The organism is Mesorhizobium sp. KR9-304, from assembly GCF_040049215.1.
Classification (GTDB): Bacteria; Pseudomonadota; Alphaproteobacteria; order Rhizobiales; family Rhizobiaceae; genus Mesorhizobium_K.
The window spans coordinates 240,356-256,463 of sequence record NZ_JBDZDN010000001.1 but is presented as its reverse complement, the minus strand read 5'-3'; the positions used below and the strand labels follow the sequence as shown (position 1 = coordinate 256,463).

The 16,108-nt window shown below is 65.8% G+C and carries 14 protein-coding genes; all 14 read right to left on the bottom strand.

Features of this window, described 5'->3' with window-relative positions; translation table 11 throughout:
* Positions 1-52 precede the first annotated feature (52 nt).
* Positions 53-448: a RidA family protein gene (locus ABLE71_RS01265; RefSeq protein ID WP_348783622.1), complete on the bottom strand. Its 396-nt coding sequence runs from the start codon at positions 446-448 to the stop codon at positions 53-55.
* 22 nt (positions 449-470) lie between these two features.
* Complete coding sequence (gene kynA / locus ABLE71_RS01260) at positions 471-1,310, bottom strand: tryptophan 2,3-dioxygenase (protein ID WP_348781566.1); 840 nt, start codon at positions 1,308-1,310, stop codon at positions 471-473.
* Positions 1,307-2,500, bottom strand: coding sequence for a kynureninase (kynU, locus tag ABLE71_RS01255; RefSeq protein ID WP_348781565.1), 1,194 nt, complete (start codon positions 2,498-2,500; stop codon positions 1,307-1,309). Before kynU ends, kynA begins: the two co-directional genes overlap by 4 nt.
* Positions 2,497-4,116, bottom strand: coding sequence for a benzoate-CoA ligase family protein (locus tag ABLE71_RS01250; RefSeq protein ID WP_348781564.1), 1,620 nt, complete (start codon positions 4,114-4,116; stop codon positions 2,497-2,499). Before ABLE71_RS01250 ends, kynU begins: the two co-directional genes overlap by 4 nt.
* A 1-nt stretch (position 4,117) precedes the next feature.
* Complete coding sequence (locus tag ABLE71_RS01245) at positions 4,118-4,570, bottom strand: cupin domain-containing protein (protein WP_348781563.1); 453 nt, start codon at positions 4,568-4,570, stop codon at positions 4,118-4,120.
* A gap of 23 nt (positions 4,571-4,593) precedes the next feature.
* Positions 4,594-5,751, bottom strand: coding sequence for an acyl-CoA dehydrogenase family protein (locus ABLE71_RS01240; RefSeq protein WP_348781562.1), 1,158 nt, complete (start codon positions 5,749-5,751; stop codon positions 4,594-4,596).
* Positions 5,751-6,554, bottom strand: a complete 804-nt coding sequence (locus ABLE71_RS01235) for an enoyl-CoA hydratase family protein (protein ID WP_348783621.1) — start codon at positions 6,552-6,554, stop codon at positions 5,751-5,753. Before ABLE71_RS01235 ends, ABLE71_RS01240 begins: the two co-directional genes overlap by 1 nt.
* Positions 6,555-6,577: 23 nt before the next feature.
* The gene (locus ABLE71_RS01230) at positions 6,578-7,048 is read right to left on the bottom strand and encodes a MarR family transcriptional regulator (protein ID WP_348781561.1); all 471 of its coding nucleotides are present in this window, start codon (positions 7,046-7,048) and stop codon (positions 6,578-6,580) included.
* Entirely contained in the window at positions 7,042-7,815 is a 774-nt protein-coding gene (locus tag ABLE71_RS01225) for an SDR family NAD(P)-dependent oxidoreductase (RefSeq protein ID WP_348781560.1), read from the bottom strand. Before ABLE71_RS01225 ends, ABLE71_RS01230 begins: the two co-directional genes overlap by 7 nt.
* On the bottom strand, positions 7,812-10,109 hold the full coding sequence (locus tag ABLE71_RS01220; RefSeq protein WP_348781559.1) for a bifunctional salicylyl-CoA 5-hydroxylase/oxidoreductase: 2,298 nt from the start codon (positions 10,107-10,109) through the stop codon (positions 7,812-7,814). The genes ABLE71_RS01225 and ABLE71_RS01220 overlap by 4 nt, the downstream gene beginning before the upstream one ends.
* 134 nt (positions 10,110-10,243) lie before the next feature.
* Positions 10,244-11,884: an indolepyruvate oxidoreductase subunit beta family protein gene (locus ABLE71_RS01215; RefSeq protein ID WP_348781558.1), complete on the bottom strand. Its 1,641-nt coding sequence runs from the start codon at positions 11,882-11,884 to the stop codon at positions 10,244-10,246.
* Entirely contained in the window at positions 11,877-14,030 is a 2,154-nt protein-coding gene (locus ABLE71_RS01210) for an indolepyruvate ferredoxin oxidoreductase subunit alpha (protein WP_348781557.1), read from the bottom strand. The genes ABLE71_RS01215 and ABLE71_RS01210 overlap by 8 nt, the downstream gene beginning before the upstream one ends.
* A 36-nt stretch (positions 14,031-14,066) precedes the next feature.
* Entirely contained in the window at positions 14,067-14,549 is a 483-nt protein-coding gene (locus ABLE71_RS01205; RefSeq protein WP_348781556.1) for a MarR family transcriptional regulator, read from the bottom strand.
* Positions 14,549-16,108 carry an NAD(P)/FAD-dependent oxidoreductase gene (locus ABLE71_RS01200; RefSeq protein ID WP_348781555.1) on the bottom strand — a complete coding sequence of 520 codons (1,560 nt, stop codon included), beginning with the start codon at positions 16,106-16,108 and terminating at the stop codon, positions 14,549-14,551. The genes ABLE71_RS01205 and ABLE71_RS01200 overlap by 1 nt, the downstream gene beginning before the upstream one ends.

The following is a 16,108-nucleotide window of genomic DNA, read 5'->3' as shown; positions in this document are numbered from 1 at the left end:
GCGGAAACGGTTTCGGAAAATTCTACGCTCACGTCGTCAGCCCTTTGCGTGCCTATTCGGGCACCACCGCCATCGCCTGTATCTCGACCTTGGCGCGGTCTTCGACCAGCGCCGTCACCTCGACGGCCGCCATCGCCGGGAAATGTTTGCCGATCACCTCGCGATAGGCCTGCCCGACGCCCTTCAGGTTGGCGAGGTATTCGCCCTTCGAGGTGAAGTACCAGGTCATCGTGGTGATGTGCTCAGGCCTCGCGTCGGCCTCAGCGAGAATGGCGACGATGTTCTCCAGCGTCTGCCTGACCTGGCCGGCAAAATCATCGGTCTCGAAATGCTGCTGGCCGTTCCAGCCGACCTGGCCGCCGACGAAGACCAGCCGTCCGCGCGCGGCGACGCCGTTCGCGTAGCCGACCGGCTTCGCCCAGCCTTCCGGCTGCAGGATCTCATGCATCAAATCCCCCACTGGGTTCATTCTAAAGCTCCGTCCGCACCTTCCACAGTTCCGGGAACAGCTCGACATCAAGCATCCGGCGCAGGTAGGAGACGCCGGCCGTGCCGCCGGTGCCGCGCTTCAGCCCGATGATGCGCTCGACCGTGGTGACATGGTTGAAGCGCCAGCGGCGGAAATAATCCTCGAAGTCGACCAGCTTTTCCGCAAGCTCGTAGAGCTTCCAGTGCGTCTGCGGATCGCGGTAGACGATTTTCCAGGCTTCCAGCACCTTGGGATTCTCCGTCCGAGTCTCGCGCCAGTCGGCGCGCTGAGCTTCCTCGCCAATGTCGAAGCCGTTGCGCGCAAGCAAAAGCAACGCTTCGTCATAGAGGCTCGGATCGGCGAGGATTTCTTCCAGCTTGGCGGTGATCTCCGGCCGGTGCGCGTGTGGCCTCAGCATCGCCAGGTTGCGGTTGCCGGCCAGGAACTCGATGGCGCGGTACTGCCAGGACTGGAACCCCGATGACTGGCCGAGCGAGCCGCGGAACTCGGTGTATTCGCTGGGCGTCATCGTGCGCAGCACATCCCACGCGCCGGTCAGTTGTTCGAAGATGCGCGCGACCCGGCTCAGCATCTTGAAGGCAGGCTCCAGACGGTCTTCGCGGATCGCCGCGATCGTCGCCCTGATCTCGTGGATCGCGAGCTTCATCCACAGTTCCGAGGTCTGGTGCTGGATGATGAAAAGCAGCTCGTCATGCGCCGACGATAGCGGCTCCTGCGCGTCGAGAACGCGTTCGAGGTGCAGGTAGTCGCCATAGGACATGCGTCCGGCGAACGACATCTCGGCGCCTTCCTGAGCGGGATCGTAGGGCTTTCCGCTCATGTCACCAGCGCCTTTCGTTGATACTCCGCCGCATCCCAGAGCCGCTCCTTCATGATGCGTTCCAGCGCGCGGGCCGCACCCAGAACCTCCTCTTCGCCAATATAGAGCGGCGTGAAGCCGAAGCGGATCGCGTCAGGCGCGCGGAAATCGCCGATCACGTTTCTAGCGATCAGCGCCTGCATGATGGCGTAACCCTGTGGATGGCGAAACGAGACCTGGCTGCCGCGCGCATGGCCGTGGCGCGTGGTGGCGAGCGTCAGTTCCGGGCAGCGGCCTTCCACCTCGCGTATGAACAGGTCGCAGAGCCCTATCGAGGCGGCGCGGACGTCATCCATCGACACGCCATCCCATGCGTCGAGCGCGGCGTCGAGCACGCTGAGCGCGATCACCGGCGGCGTGCCGACGCGCATGCGGTCGATGCCCGTTCCCGCGCGGTAGTCGAGGTCGAAGGCGAACGGTGCCTCGTGGCCTAGCCAGCCGGAGAGGGCGGGGCGGGCGGTCTCCAGATGGCGCGACGCGACATAGATGAAGGCCGGCGCGCCTGGCCCGCCGTTCAAATATTTGTAGGTGCAGCCGACCGCGAAATCCGCGCCGGCGCCAAGCACATCCACCGGCAACGCGCCGGCGGAATGGGCGAGATCCCAAACCGTGAGCGCGCCGGCGGCATGCGCCTTTGCCGTCAGCGCCTTCATGTCGTGCAGGCGGCCGGTGCGGTAGTCGACCTCCGTCAGCATCAGCACCGCGACGCCATCGTCGATTGCGTCTTCGACCGCGTCCGGCTCGACGACCTTCAACTCCAGCCCGCGCCCGAGCGAGCCGATCAGGCCTTGCGCCATGTAGAGGTCGGACGGGAAGTTCCCGCTGTCGGAAAGCACGATCTTGCGGCCCGGATTGAGGTCGAGCGCGGCGGCCAGCGCCTGATAGACCTTGATCGACAGCGTGTCGCCCATGATCGTGGTACCTTCCGGCGCGCCGATCAGCCTGCCGATGCGGTCGCCGATGCGGCGCGATTGGTGGATCCAGCCGGAAAGGTTCCAGCCCTTGATCAGGTGCTTGCCCCATTCGTTGGCCAGCATGTCTGCGACGCGCGCCTTGGCTGCGATGGGCAGCGGCCCGAGCGAATTGCCGTCGAGATAAATCATCCCGTCGGGTATCTCGAACAGTTTTCGGGTCCGGGCGAAGTCGGTCATTTCTTCTCTCTCAGCCGGAAGCGCTGGATCTTGCCGGTCTGCGTTTTCGGCAACGCGTCGACGAACTTCACCGAGCGCGGATATTTGTAAGGGGCGATGGTCGCCTTGACGTGGTCCTGCAAGATCTTGCGCGTCAGGTCGTCCGCCTCAATGCCCTCGACCAGCACGACATACGCCTCGACGATCTGGCCGCGGTCGGGGTCGGCCGCGCCGATGACGGCGCATTCCCTGACATGCGCGTGGGCGAGCAGCGCAGCCTCGACCTCCGGTCCGGCAATGTTGTAGCCCGACGAGATGATCATGTCGTCAGAACGCGCGGCGAAGTGGAAGAAGCCGTCTTCGTCCTGGAGGAAGGAATCGCCGGTCAGGTTCCAGCCGCCGCGGACATAGTTCTTCTGCCTGATGTCGGCCATGTAGCGGCAACCGGTCGGTCCGCGCACGGCGAGCCGCCCGATCGTACCGCGCGGCACCTCCTTCATTTCCTCGTCGACGATCCTGGCCTCGTAGCCGGTCACCGGTTTGCCGGTGCGACCGGGCGCCATGTCGGACAGCCGGTTGGAGATGAAGATGTGCAGCATCTCGGTGGCGCCGATGCCGTCGAGGATCGGCTTGCCGGTCTTTTTCGTCCAGTCCTCGAAGACAGGCGCGGGCAAGGTCTCGCCAGCGGAGACGGCGATCCTGAGCGACGAGAGATCGGCGCCCTTGTCCATTGCCGCGAGCATCGCGCGATACGCGGTCGGCGCGGTGAAGCTGATCGTCGCGCGATAGGTCTCGATGATCTCGACCATGTTCGGCGGCGTCGCGTTTTCGAGCAGCGTCGCGGCCGCGCCGAAGCGCAACGGGAAGATAGCCAGCCCGCCGAGGCCGAAGGTGAAGGCGAGCGGCGGCGAGCCGACGAACACGTCATCAGGGGTGACGCCGAGCACCTCCTTCGCATAGCCGTCGGCAATGATGAGAAGGTCGCGGTGGAAATGCATCGTCGCCTTGGGCACGCCTGTCGTGCCCGAGGTGAAGCCGAGCAGCGCGACATCGTCGCGGCCGGTTGGCACCGCCTCGAAGCGGACGTCCTTGTTGAGCGCGACGCGGTCGAGTTCGGCGTCATGGTTGGCGGTGCCGTCGAAGCCGACCACCTGCTTCAGGAAGCGGCTGGTCTTGGCGCAGGCGATCATCTCGTCCATCAGTCGCGTGTCGCAAAGCGCCAGCCCGATCTCGGCCTTGTCGACGATCTGCGTCAGTTCGCCGGCGCGCAGCATCGGCATGGTGTTGACCACGACCGCGCCGGCCTTGGTGGCGGCGAGCCAGCAGGCAACCATGGCCGGGTTGTTGGCGGAGCGGATCAGCACGCGGTTGCCGGGCTTGACGCCGTAGTTCTCGACCAGCGCGTGCGCCAGCCGGTTCGTCCAGTCCGACAGCTCCTTGTAGGTGCGCCGCCGGCCGTTGCCGATCAGCGCGGTACGGTCGCCGAAGCCCTGCTCGACGAGGCGGTCCGTCAGCTCGACGGCCGCGTTCAGCTGCTCCGGATAGTCGAAGCCGTCGAGCAGGAAATCCGGCCAGTGTTCGGGGGGCGGCAGATTATCTCGAGCGAAGGTGTCGGTGTGTGCGGAGAGGCCGAGCATCTCAGGCGTTCGCCTCCTCCGGCAGGAAGTCGACATCGTGCTCGGCGGAAAGCTTGATGATCTCGGGGATGTCGCTCTTGTCGTGCAAATTCTCGAACAGTTCCTTCAGGCGGCCGGCCGGCGAAACCCAGAACAGCGCGCGGCAGGGCTTGTCGGACTTGTTGAAATAGCCATGCGGGATGCCGCGCGGCATGCGCACGAGGTCTCCCGCCTTCGCGCTCGTCCACACGCCATCGAGCTTGAGCGAAAGTTCACCCTCCTGCACGAGGATGAATTCGTCCTGGTCGGGGTGGATATGAACAGGCACGAACTGGCCGGGCGCACTGTTCGTCTCGAAGGCGAAGCTGCTCTCGCACGCCGCCTTCGGATAATAAACCTGGCCGAGAATGTTCCATTTGACGCCGTCGAAGCCGGCGCCGTTCGCGGTAATGCCTTTGGCGAGTTCCTTTGTCATACGTAGGCCCTTTCCCTCTGGATTTATGATTTTCGCATCTCCGCGAGTACCTGCCTCGCGATGACGACCTTCTGCACGTCGGACGCGCCTTCGTAGATTCGGAGCGCGCGGATTTCACGATAGAGGCTCTCGACGATGTGGCCCTTGCGCACGCCGTCGCCGCCATGGAGCTGCACCGCCTTGTCGATGACGTCCTGCGCCTTGTCGGTCGCATAAAGCTTGGCCATCGCCGCCTCGCGCGTGACACGCGCCGCACCCGAATCCTTCGTCCAGGCGGCGCGATAGACCAGTAGGGCTGCGGCATCGATGTCGAGCGCCATCTCGGCGAGATGACCCTGCACCATCTGCAGCTCGGCAAGCGGCGCGCCGAACAGCTCTCGCTCGGTGGCCCGGCTGAGGCTTTCGTCGAAGGCGCGGCGCGCAAAGCCGAGCGCCGCGGCGCCGACCGTCGAGCGGAACACGTCGAGCACCGACATCGCTATTTTGAAGCCGTCGCCCGGCCTGCCGATCATGGCCGAGGAGGGAACGCGGACCCCCTCGAAGGAGAGCCGCGCCAGCGGATGCGGCGCGATGACTTCCAGCCGCTCGGCGACATTAAGACCTTTCGTGTCCGCGGGCACGAGGAAGGCCGAAATTCCCTTTGCGCCGGGCGCTTCGCCGGTGCGGGCGAAGACAGTGTAGAGGTCGGCGATGCCGCCGTTGGATATCCAGGTCTTTTCGCCTGACAGCACGTAGAAGTCGCCGTCTTTCGTCGCCGTCATGTCCATATTGGCGACGTCGGAGCCGGCGCGCGGCTCCGACAGCGCGAAGGCCGCGATCGCCTTGCCGGCGCGCGTCTTCGTGAGCCACTGCTTCTGTCCGTCCGTACCGAACAGGCTGATCGCGCCGGTGCCCAGCCCTTGCATGGCGAAGGCGAAGTCAGCGAGGCCGTCGTGCCTGGCAAGCGTCTCGCGGGTGATGCAGAGCGTGCGCACGTCGAGCGGGGCGGGGTCAGCGGTGTCGACCGCCGTCGGCTTCAGCCAGCCGTCCTGTCCGAGCTGTGCGACCAGCGCCCGGCAGGCAGAGTCCACGTCATGGTGATCGACGGGGAGGTTTTTCGCGCACCATGCCTCGAGCCTCTCTGCCCAATCCCGATGACGGGCTTCCAGGAACGGCCAGTCGAGGAACGAGCGGTCAGGCATCAATCCCCCTCGAACACAGGCTTTTCCTTGGCCACGAACGCCTTGTAGGCGCGCTCGAAATCCTTGGTCTGCATGCAGATCGCCTGCGCCTGCGCCTCGGCCTCGATCGCCTGGTCGAGACCCATCGACCATTCCTGGTTGAGCTGGGTCTTGGTGATTCCGTGGGCGAAGGTGGGACCCGAAACGATGCGTCCGGCCAGCTCCATCGCGTCGGCCTCCAGCGCACTCGCCTCGACCAGCCGGTTGTAGAACCCCCAGCGTTCGCCTTCGGCAGCGCTCATCGTGCGGCCGGTGTAGAGAAGCTCCGCCGCGCGGCCCTGGCCGATGATGCGCGGCAGGATCGCGCAGGCGCCCATGTCGCAGCCGGCGAGCCCAACGCGCGTGAACAGGAAGGCGGTCTTGGCCTCCGGGGTGGCGATGCGGATGTCGGAGGCCATGGCGATGATCGCGCCGGCGCCGACGGCCACGCCGTCCACCGCCGAGATGATCGGCTTGCCGCAGTTGAGCATCGCCTTCACGAAATCGCCGGTCATGCGCGTGAAGGCCAGCAACTGCTTCATGTCCATCTTGACCAGCGGCCCGATGATGTCGTGCACGTCGCCGCCCGAGCAGAAATTGCCGCCGTTCGGCAGGAATACGACCGCGTCGACATCGTCGGCATAGACGAGATCGCGAAAGAGGTCGCGCAGCTCGGCATAGGACCCGAAGGTGAGCGGGTTCTTGCGTTCCGGCCGGTCGAGCCGGATCGTCGCGATCCTGCCGTCGACCTTCCAGACGAAGTGTTTCGGCTGCAGCCCGGCCATCCCAAAACCTGTACCGGGGTTCTTCATTCGCGCCCCTCCCAGTTGCTACGGAACGACTTCAGCATGGTCGCAAGCCGCCTTGTGTCCTCCTCGCCGACCCCGCCGAGCAGTTCGCCGATCCAGCCCTCGTGGGCCGCAGCCATCGCCTCGAACTGCGCCCTGCCGGCATCCGTCAGTTTCACCATGGAGGTGCGGCGGTCGCCGTTGCGCCGCGCGCGGGTCACCAGACCCTCCGATACGAGGCGGTCGACGATGCCGGTCACGTTGCCGTTGGAGACGAGCAGGAAGCTCGACAGGCCGCTCATCAGCATCCCCTCCGGCACGCGATAGAGCGCCGCCATCACGTCGAAGCGCGGCAGCGTGGTGTCGAATTCCCGCCTGAGACGCTCGCGCAGCTCCGCCTCGATGGTGCGCGACGCCCGCAGCATCCTGATCCAAAGCCGCAGCCTCTCCTTGCTGTCCTTGGAGATCGCGGAAAGCGGCGCGCTCACCATGTCTCGCCTCCGGAGATGGAGATCGCCTGGCCGGTGATGGAGCCGGCCTTTTCTCCGCAGAGCCAGAGCACGGTGTCCGCGACTTCGTCCGGCTGGATGAACCGGTTCTGCGGATTGGCGGCGGCGAGGATCGAGCGCGCTTCTTCCGCCGAACGCCCGGTCTTTTCGACGATGTTGTTCACCGACCGGTCGAGCATGTCCGTCTCGACATAGCCCGGGCAGACCGCGTTGACGGTGACGCCCGTCTTGACGGTCTCGGCGGCGAGCGCCCGCATCAGCCCGATCACGCCGTGCTTGGCCGCGACATAGGGCGCGACATAGGCATAACCCCTGAGACCGGCGACCGAGGCGATGAAGACGATGCGGCCTGCCTTGCGCGCGGCCATGCTTGAAAGCGCCGGCTTCACGGTGAGGAACGCGCCCGTGAGGTTGACGTCGAGCGTCCTGCGCCAGTCTGCGAGCGAAACCTTGTGCGCGGGCGCGCTGTCGGCGGCGCCGGCGTTGGCGATCACGATGTCGAACGGCCCGCGCGCCGCTTCCGCCTTTTCGTAAAGCCCCGACACCGCGTGTTCGTCGGTGATGTCGGCGGCGATGCCGTGGATGCGGCTGCTCTCGGCGGCAACCGCGTCAAGCACGTCCGCCCGCCGGCCGCAGATCGTCACGTCGACGCCGGCTTGCGCCAGCGCCAGCGCGATCTCGCGCCCGACGCCGGAGCCGCCGCCGGTGACGAGCGCATGACGGCCGAGAACCTTTTGGCCCCCGATCATACCTTGAACTCCGCCGCCGCGTTGCGCTGAGCCGCAAGCCGATAAGCCTGGTCGCGGCCGGGCAAATACGGATCCGGCCATTTCACGCCGCGGTCGCCGAGCGTCACCGCCGCGTGGAGCGTCCAGTAGGGATCGGCGAGATGCGGCCGCGCGAGGCAGACGAGGTCGGCACGCCCGGCCATCAGGATCGAGTTGACGTGGTCCGGCTCGTAGATGTTGCCGACCGCCATCGTCGCCATGCCGGTCTCGTTGCGGATGCGGTCGGAGAACGGCGTCTGGAACATGCGGCCATAGACAGGCTTGGCGCGGATCGAGGTCTGGCCCGCGGAGACGTCGCAAATGTCGACGCCGGCCGCGGAGAGCATCTTGGCGATCTCGACCGCGTCGGCCGGCGTGACGCCCTCGATGCCGACCCAGTCGTTGGCCGAAATGCGCACCGATATCGGCTTGTGCAGCGGCCAGGCCTCCCGCACCGCATGAAAAATCTCCAGTGGGTAGCGCATGCGGTTCTCGAGCGACCCGCCATAGTCGTCGGTGCGTTTGTTGGTCAGCGGCGTGATGAAGGCGGAGAGCAGGTAGCCGTGCGCGGCGTGGATTTCGAGCATGTCGAAGCCGCAGCGGTCGGCCATCTCGGCCGACGCCACGAACTGGTCGCGCACCATGTCCATGTCGGCGCGGGTCATCGCCTTGGGCATCTGGTGCCCGTCGGACCACGCGACGGTGGAAGGGCCGAGAATCTGCCAGTTGTCCTCCGTCAGCGGCATGCCGTCGTCTTCCCAAGGCACCTGGACCGAGGCTTTCGGGCCTGCATGGCCGATCTGCGCGCAGATCTTCGCTTGCGTTTCACGATGAACGAAGTCGACCAGCCGCTTCCAGGCGACTTCATGCTCCGGCGCATAGAAACCGGGGCAGCCGGGCGTGATGCGGCCTTCAGGGCTGACGCAGGTCATCTCGATATAGACCAGCCCGGCGCCGCCCTTGGCGCGCTCGGCATAATGGGTGAAGTGCCAGTCGGTCGGGCAGCCGTCGACCGCCTTGTATTGCGCCATCGGCGAGACGACGACGCGGTTGATCAGCTTCATCTCGCGCAGCTTGAACGGCGCGAACATCGGCGCGCGCTTCCAGTCCTGCTCCGGCGCACCGGCCTCGCGCTGGAACCATGCCTCCGCGCCGCCGAGCCACTCGGGGTCGCGCATGCGCAGATTCTCATGGCTGATGCGCTGCGAGCGCGTCAAAAGCGAATAGTTGAACTGCACCGGATCGAGGTCGAGGTAGCGCTCGACCTCCTCGAACCATTCGAGCGAGTTGCGCGCCGCCGACTGCAGCTTCAGCACCTCGGTGCGCCTCGCATCCTCGTATTTACGGAAGGCGGCCGCGAGGTCGGGCTCGGAGTGCACGTAGTCGGCGAGCGCCACCGCGCTTTCGAGCGCGAGCTTGGTGCCCGAGCCGATCGAGAAATGGGCGGAAGCGGCGGCGTCGCCCATCAGTGCAAGGTTCTTGTGCGACCAGCGCTCGCACAGGACACGCGGAAAATTGATCCACGCCGAGCCGCGGATGTGGCCGGCATTGGTCATCAGCTCATGACCGCTCAGATGCCTGGCGAAGATCGTCTCGCAAGTGGCGATCGATTCTTCCTTGCTCATCGCGCCGAAGCCGAATTTCTCCCAGGTCTCCTCGCTGCATTCGACGATGAAGGTCGCCGTGTCCTTGTCGAACTGGTAGGCGTGCGCCCACACCCAGCCGTGCTCGGTCTTCTCGAAGATGAAGGTGAAGGCGTCGTCGAACTTCTGGCGCGTGCCGAGCCACACGAACTTGCACTTGCGGGTATCGATGTCGGGTTTGAAGACCTCCGCGAAGGTAGCCCGCGAGCGCGAGTTGAGCCCGTCCGCGGCCACCACGAGGTCGTGGGTATCCATGTAGGGGCGGGGGTCCGGCACCTCGGTCTCGAAGACGACGTTGATGCCGAGCTCTCGTGCGCGGCGCTGCAGGAGCATCAGGAGCCGCTTGCGGCCGATGCCGCAGAAGCCGTGGCCGGTGGAGAGGGTGCGCACGCCCTTGTAGACGACGGCGATATCGTCCCAATAGGCGAAGTAGCGCTTGATCCAGACCGCGCTGACCGGGTCGTTGCGGCTCAGATTGTCGAGCGTTTCGGCCGACAGCACGACGCCCCAGCCGAACGTGTCGTCGGGCTTGTTGCGCTCGACGACGGTTATGTCGTGCGCGGAGTTGCGCAGCTTCATGGAGATCGCGAAATACAGGCCGGCGGGTCCACCGCCGAGAACCGCAACCTTCATCGTGCGATCTCCTCACTCTTCGCTTGGAGGCGACTATCGCGCCGGCGGCAAATTATTTCAAGCTTAAACTTTCATGTTGAGTCAATTTCCTGTGGGCGGGAGGTTCCAGCCGATTCCGCCAGCCGGGGACGCGATCAATCCGGCTCCTGACCGAGCGTTGCGACAGTCTTCAGAGCGCCGTCGAGCATGTCGCCCTTCTCGTCCTTCAGCGCCGCCTCGCGCAGCCGTCGCAGCCAGTCGGCGGCGTCGGCGCGGCCCGTCAGCATCGGTAGAGCCGACAGCACGCGGTCGAATTTCGACTGTGCGCGGACGTGGGTATCGCTGTAACCCTTGATGAGCCGGCGGGTATTCAGAATCTCCACCGCCAGCGCATAGTCTTCCGCAACAGTGTTCAGTGCCAAGTCGTACCAGCGGTCGAGATGCGCCTGCTCGACCTGATGACGCAGAAGCGCGCGCCGCCAGCGGCGCATGCCGCCGACCAGCCAGAGCGCGGCGAAGCCGGAAAAACTGTCGGTGCGGATGCGGCGTCCCCGGTTGATGCGGCGGTCGATGAAGGCGGCGAGCTTCGGACGGCTCTCGATGTAGCGGCCGATGCCGGCCGGCATTGCGCCGCTGAATTCCTCGACGCGGGGATGGAAATATTCCGTCGTCTGCAGGATGGCGTCGCCCTGCACGCCGACTTCTCGCCTGACCCGGGCGCCGCGCGTCGAGCGTGTCTTCAAATCGGCGACGCGGATCATGTCGTCGTAACACATGGCATTGGCGAGATGTTTGGCGGCGGCGATCGACAGGCCATAGCCATGCTCCTCCGCATCTATCGCCACGGCGCGGTCGAGCCGGTCGAGATATTCGACGCCGTAGCGCGTGTCCTGGAAGTCGACGACTTTGCGCAAGCCCCGCAACGCCATGTCGCGGATCGCAGGCGGAAGCTCTTCGATGCGGGCGGTGAGCTCCTGCCAGCCGGCGAGCAGTTTTCGCGGGCCGTCGACATGCGGACCTTCACCTGCGTCGGGCGTGGGCTCGGCTGGCCCCGTCGCCGTTGCCGAACTGACAGAGCTATGCTCAGCGGCCTTGTCGGCGGGACTGCCGGGAACGACCGGCCGCGCGACGGAAGACACGCCGCCCCGCGCGCCCTCGAAGCCGCCGGCGAATGCCGCGAGGCTCGCCTTCACCCCGCGCCCGGAAGCGAGGATCGTTTTCTCGTAAGTCTCACGTGGAAACGGCAGCACGCCCGAACCCGCCAGCGCACCGAGCAGGCTCGCCGAGATCATCGAACCGTTCTCGACCGCGATCTTCTCCATGTCGAAGGCGATGAAACGTTTCGACGCAAGCTCCGCCGTCTCGTGCACTTTGGCCGAGGAGGCACGGCCGTCGCCCGGCTCGATCTTCTCGGACACGGCGGCGATGCGGTGGGACGAAGCGATCAGCGTCGTCTTCTCCGGCGTGACGAAGCCGCGCATGATGGCGCGGCCCGCCTCCATCAACTCGGCGGCAATCAGTATGTCGACGTCGCCCTGCGAGGGCGACAGCGCGAAGATAGGCATCCGGCCGGCATCGCGGCACATCTCGATGTAGTAGATGGTCGCCCCGGTGCGCTGGGCCACTCCCGCCACGGAGGTCGACTGGGCCAGGAAGCCGTTGCGCTCGGCAACATCGACGATCCAGTCGGCAAGCACGCCGCCGCCCTGTCCGCCGACCGCAAGAATGGCAAGCTTGATGACGCCGCCGTCGCCGTCGGCGCTTCCTGCCTGCAATGGCGAGACTGCATCAAGCATCGGCGAAGTTCAGCCTGCGGCCTTCGCGCTGGCGTTGCAGGAAGCCGATTACGGCGCCGCGCACGGATTCGAGGAAGCGATCCCAGCGGCTCGGGTTATGCACCACATCGGCGCGGTAGAAGGACGGACAAAGAATCGCGGCGTCCGCCACCTCGCCGCAATTGCCGCAGCCGACGCAATTCTGGTCGATATGCGCGACCGGATCGTCGCGCAGTGGATCGTCGAGAGACTTCACTGACAGCGACGGGCAGCCGGACAGGCGCATGCAGGCGTGGTCGCCGGTGCAGATGTCCTCGTCGACGCCGAATTTCGGCTTCACCACACGCTCGCCGCCCTTGATCGCCTTGTCGACCAACGGCTTCTCGCGGCGCTGGCGGTTCAGCATGCATTCCGAGGAGGCGACGATGACCTTCGGGCCTTTCTCGTCGGTGGTCAGCGCTTCGCGCAAGGTCTCCTGCATCTTGCCGACATCGTAGGTGCGGTCGATGTGGCGCAGCCATTTCACGCCCATGCCTTCGACCGCTTTTGAGATCGGGTGCTTGGTCGACTTGGTCTTGTTGCCCGCGCGAGACGACAGAATGTCCTGCCCGCCGGTCGCCGCCGAGTAGAAATTGTCGACGATGACGATGACGCCGTCGTTCTTGTTGAAGACTGCGTTGCCGATCGAGGAGGTCAGGCCGTTGTGCCAGAAGCCGCCGTCGCCGACGAAGGAGATGGAGCGGCGCTTCGCATCCGGCGAGTTGAAGGCCGAGGCAGAGGCCGGACCGAGGCCGTAGCCCATTGTGGTAGCGCCGAGTTCGAAGGGCGGCATGATCGAGAACAGATGGCAGCCGATGTCGGAGGCGATGTGGTGCTTGCCGAGCTCCTGCTCGACGAGTTTTGTCGCGGCGAAGATCGGCCGCTCCGGGCAGCCGATGCAGAAGCCCGGTGGACGGCCGGGAACGACGCGGGTGAGATCCGGGATCTCCTCGCCCTGCCCTGTCTTGTTCGGCGCGCGCACTTCCGAGGAGAGCAGAAACGGCGCTTCGGCGCGCAGGAAGGAGCCTAGGCCGTCGAGCATGACCTGGCCGGTATATTCGCCAGCCATCGGCAGATGCTCCTTGCCGACCAGCCTGGTGCCGCGCCCGGCCTTGTGCAGCATGGAGGCGAAGGCCTGCTCGATATAGTTGGGCTGGCCTTCCTCGACGATCAGCACGGCGTCCTTGCCTTCGCAGAAGGACAGGAACTCGTCGTCGATCAGCGGGTAGACGGCATTGAGCACGTAAAGCGGGATGTCCGTCTCGCCGTAGGTGTCGGCGAGGCCGAGGCGCTGCAGCGCGCGGATGACGGCGTTGTACATGCCGCCCTGCATGACGATGCCGACCGAGCCGTGATCCGGGCCGAAGAACTCGTTGATCTTTCGGGAGCGGATGAAGTCGACGGCGGCCGGCCAGCGCTTCGAGATTTTCTCCTTCTCGTGCAGGAAGGAGGCGGGCGGCAGCACGATGCGGCCGGTGTCGCGGCGCGGCGAGTCCAGCGCGTCGGCGACGGTCATGGCCGGGCGCTTGTTGTCCTTGGCGATGAACTTGCCGTGCACATGGCAGCAGCGGATGCGGACTTCGAGCATGACCGGCGTGTTCGACACTTCGGAAAGCTCGAAGCCGTCTTCCACCGCCTTGACGATCGACGGCAGGTTAGGGCGCGGGTCGAGCAGCCACACCTGGCTCTTCATGGCGAAGGCGTGGCTGCGCTCCTGCATGATGGAGGAGCCCTCGCCGTAATCCTCGCCGACGATGATGAGCGCGCCGCCGGTGACGCCGCCGGACGCCAGGTTGGCAAGCGCATCGGAAGCGACATTGGTGCCGACGGTCGACTTGAAGGTGGCCGCGCCCCGGATCGGATAATGCACCGAGGCGGCGAGCATGGCTGTGGCCGTCGCCTCCGAGGCGGAGGCCTCGAAATGCACGCCGAGTTCACCGAGAATGTCTTGCGCATCGGCCAGCACGTCCATCAAATGGCTGATCGGCGCGCCCTGGTAGCCGCCGACATAACCGACGCCGCATTGCAGCAGCGCCTTGGTGATGGCGAGGATGCCTTCGCCGGCGAATTCCTCGCCGTCGCCCAGCCTCAGCTTTTCGACTTCCTTGGCGAATGACCGTTCAGCCATTGTCGCTACTCCGTTGCCGCATCGCGGCGTGCGTACTCAGATGTCGTGCTTGCGGATGTTCCTGAGCATCTTCTGCAGCGTCACCACCAGCGCCGAATATTCGGCGTCGTCGATGCCGTCGAACATCGCCTCGAAGGCGTCGTGCATGGCCGGCCAGGCGCGGTTGAACTCGGCGCGGCCTTCGTCGGTGAGAAAGACTTTCCGCACGCGGCTGTCGGTCTCGCCGGATTCGCGGCGCACCAGGCCCTGAGCCTCCAATGCGTCGAGCGTGCGCGACAAAGTCGACTGTTCGATGACGGTGTAGACGGAAAGATCGCCGACGGTGACGCCGTCGCTGACCGACAGCACGGCGAGCGTGCGCACCTGCGGCACGGTGCGGCCCTCGCGGCTGAAAGCCTCGCGCAGCGTGGCGTTGTAGCGGCCCATGATGCGGTTCATCAGATAGGGCGCAAACTGCTGCAGCCCGATCTGGCCGAGTGTGGAGATGCGCTCGCGCTTTTCCTGGACTTTCTGGTCCATCACAATTTGCTCCCCAGAAGGAAGCCGGAGCCGCCACCCAGGCCCGCGCCCGGATGGGTCGACGCACCGATGTGGTAGAGGCCCTTGATCGATGTCTCGTGGTTGCGGCTGGACTTGAAGGGACGCCACAGGAAAGACTGGTCGATGGTCGACGAGCCGCCATAGGGGTCTCCGCCGACGAGATTCATGTTCATCGCCTCGAGGTCGGCGGGCGAATAGGCGCGGCGGCCGATTACCGTCGCGGAAAAGGCGTCGATGTGGCTGGCGAGGATTTCCTCGGCGCGGTCGGCATAGGCCTCGCGCAAGTCGTCGGTCCATTTGCCGTCGGCAGGCACGGCGAGCTTGCCTGATGCGTCGCCCTTGATGTGGCGCGGCGCTTCGGGAAGCTGCAGCCAGAGGATCGCCGTGCCGGGCGGGCAGCGCGACGGGTCGAGCGCATGCGGCTGTCCCACACAGATGGTCGGCGTCTCCGGCAGCATGCCGCGCGCCGCCTCGTTGCAGGCTTTCGACACGCCGTCGAGCCCGGGCGTCAGGTGCAGCAGCGCGACCTCGCCGAGCGCGGCGTCGCGCCAGGCTGGCGGCCGGTCGAGGGCGTAGTGAATCTGGAAATTGCCCTTGCCGTAGCGGTATTTCTTCGTCGCCGCGACATCGGCCTCCGGGGCCGCCCTGCCGAGCAGGCGCTCGTAAAGCTGCGTCGGCGTCACCGAGCAGACGACGCTCTTCGCCGCCGTGATCGTCTCGCCCGAGGCAAGACGCACCCCGGCCGCGCGACCGCCCTCGACGATAATGGAATCGACGTCGGCCTCCGTGCGGATCACGCCGCCCTTCTCGGTGATCAGCGCCTCGAAGGCGGCGAGCAGATTCTTCGCGCCGCCCTTGACGATCGGCGCGCCCGCGGCCTCCAGCGCGAAGGCGATGACCTTGGCGATCTGGCCGGAGAAGGCGTCCTCGGGACCGAGGCCGGCATGCAGCACCCAGGGCGCCCAAAGCGCGCGGGAGAGGTCGGATTTGTATGAGGTTTCGAGCCAGCCGCGCGCCGGGGTAAGGGCGTCGCCGAGGAAGGCGGCGAGCCCGCGCGGTCCCCTGCGCCAGGCCTCTCCCGCCAGCAGCTTGAAGGTCGGATATGTCCATAGGCCACCGCCGAGCAAACCAAACAGCAGCCCGGCGTTCTTCTCGATGTCGCCGACATCGGCGGCATATTGCGCGCCATCGTCACGGAATGCGGCGACGTTGGCCTGGCGGTCCATGCGCTGGATCAGGTGGCTGCCGTCGGGCCTGAGCACGCCGGTCGGCGCGCTGGTGTTGCAGAACTCCAGCCCGTGGCGGCCAAGTTCAGCGGCAAGTGCTGCATAGGCCGGCGAGGTGATGAACAGCACGAAGGTCGTCGCCATCACGTCGTGCACGAAGCCCGGCGCGGTGATCTCCTCGGTGCGGATGCAGCCGCCGATGCGATCGTTGCGTTCCAGCACCAGCACCTTGCGGCCCTTGCCGCCGAGAAGGGCGGCGCAGACCAGCGCGTTAATCCCGCTGCCGACGATGATATGGTCGGGGGCGGTCAT

What these genes read in the sequence shown, in the direction of transcription:
- ABLE71_RS01265 (WP_348783622.1), bottom strand. Translation starts at nt 448, where the DNA reads ATGCATGAGATCCTGCAGCCGGAAGGCTGGGCGAAGCCGGTCGGCTAC.
- kynA (WP_348781566.1), bottom strand. Translation starts at nt 1,310, where the DNA reads ATGAGCGGAAAGCCCTACGATCCCGCTCAGGAAGGCGCCGAGATGTCG.
- kynU (WP_348781565.1), bottom strand. Translation starts at nt 2,500, where the DNA reads ATGACCGACTTCGCCCGGACCCGAAAACTGTTCGAGATACCCGACGGG.
- ABLE71_RS01250 (WP_348781564.1), bottom strand. Translation starts at nt 4,116, where the DNA reads ATGCTCGGCCTCTCCGCACACACCGACACCTTCGCTCGAGATAATCTG.
- ABLE71_RS01245 (WP_348781563.1), bottom strand. Translation starts at nt 4,570, where the DNA reads ATGACAAAGGAACTCGCCAAAGGCATTACCGCGAACGGCGCCGGCTTC.
- ABLE71_RS01240 (WP_348781562.1), bottom strand. Translation starts at nt 5,751, where the DNA reads ATGCCTGACCGCTCGTTCCTCGACTGGCCGTTCCTGGAAGCCCGTCAT.
- ABLE71_RS01235 (WP_348783621.1), bottom strand. Translation starts at nt 6,554, where the DNA reads ATGGCCGGGCTGCAGCCGAAACACTTCGTCTGGAAGGTCGACGGCAGG.
- ABLE71_RS01230 (WP_348781561.1), bottom strand. Translation starts at nt 7,048, where the DNA reads ATGGTGAGCGCGCCGCTTTCCGCGATCTCCAAGGACAGCAAGGAGAGG.
- ABLE71_RS01225 (WP_348781560.1), bottom strand. Translation starts at nt 7,815, where the DNA reads ATGATCGGGGGCCAAAAGGTTCTCGGCCGTCATGCGCTCGTCACCGGC.
- ABLE71_RS01220 (WP_348781559.1), bottom strand. Translation starts at nt 10,109, where the DNA reads ATGAAGGTTGCGGTTCTCGGCGGTGGACCCGCCGGCCTGTATTTCGCG.
- ABLE71_RS01215 (WP_348781558.1), bottom strand. Translation starts at nt 11,884, where the DNA reads ATGCTTGATGCAGTCTCGCCATTGCAGGCAGGAAGCGCCGACGGCGAC.
- ABLE71_RS01210 (WP_348781557.1), bottom strand. Translation starts at nt 14,030, where the DNA reads ATGGCTGAACGGTCATTCGCCAAGGAAGTCGAAAAGCTGAGGCTGGGC.
- ABLE71_RS01205 (WP_348781556.1), bottom strand. Translation starts at nt 14,549, where the DNA reads ATGGACCAGAAAGTCCAGGAAAAGCGCGAGCGCATCTCCACACTCGGC.
- ABLE71_RS01200 (WP_348781555.1), bottom strand. Translation starts at nt 16,108, where the DNA reads ATGACCGCCCCCGACCATATCATCGTCGGCAGCGGGATTAACGCGCTG.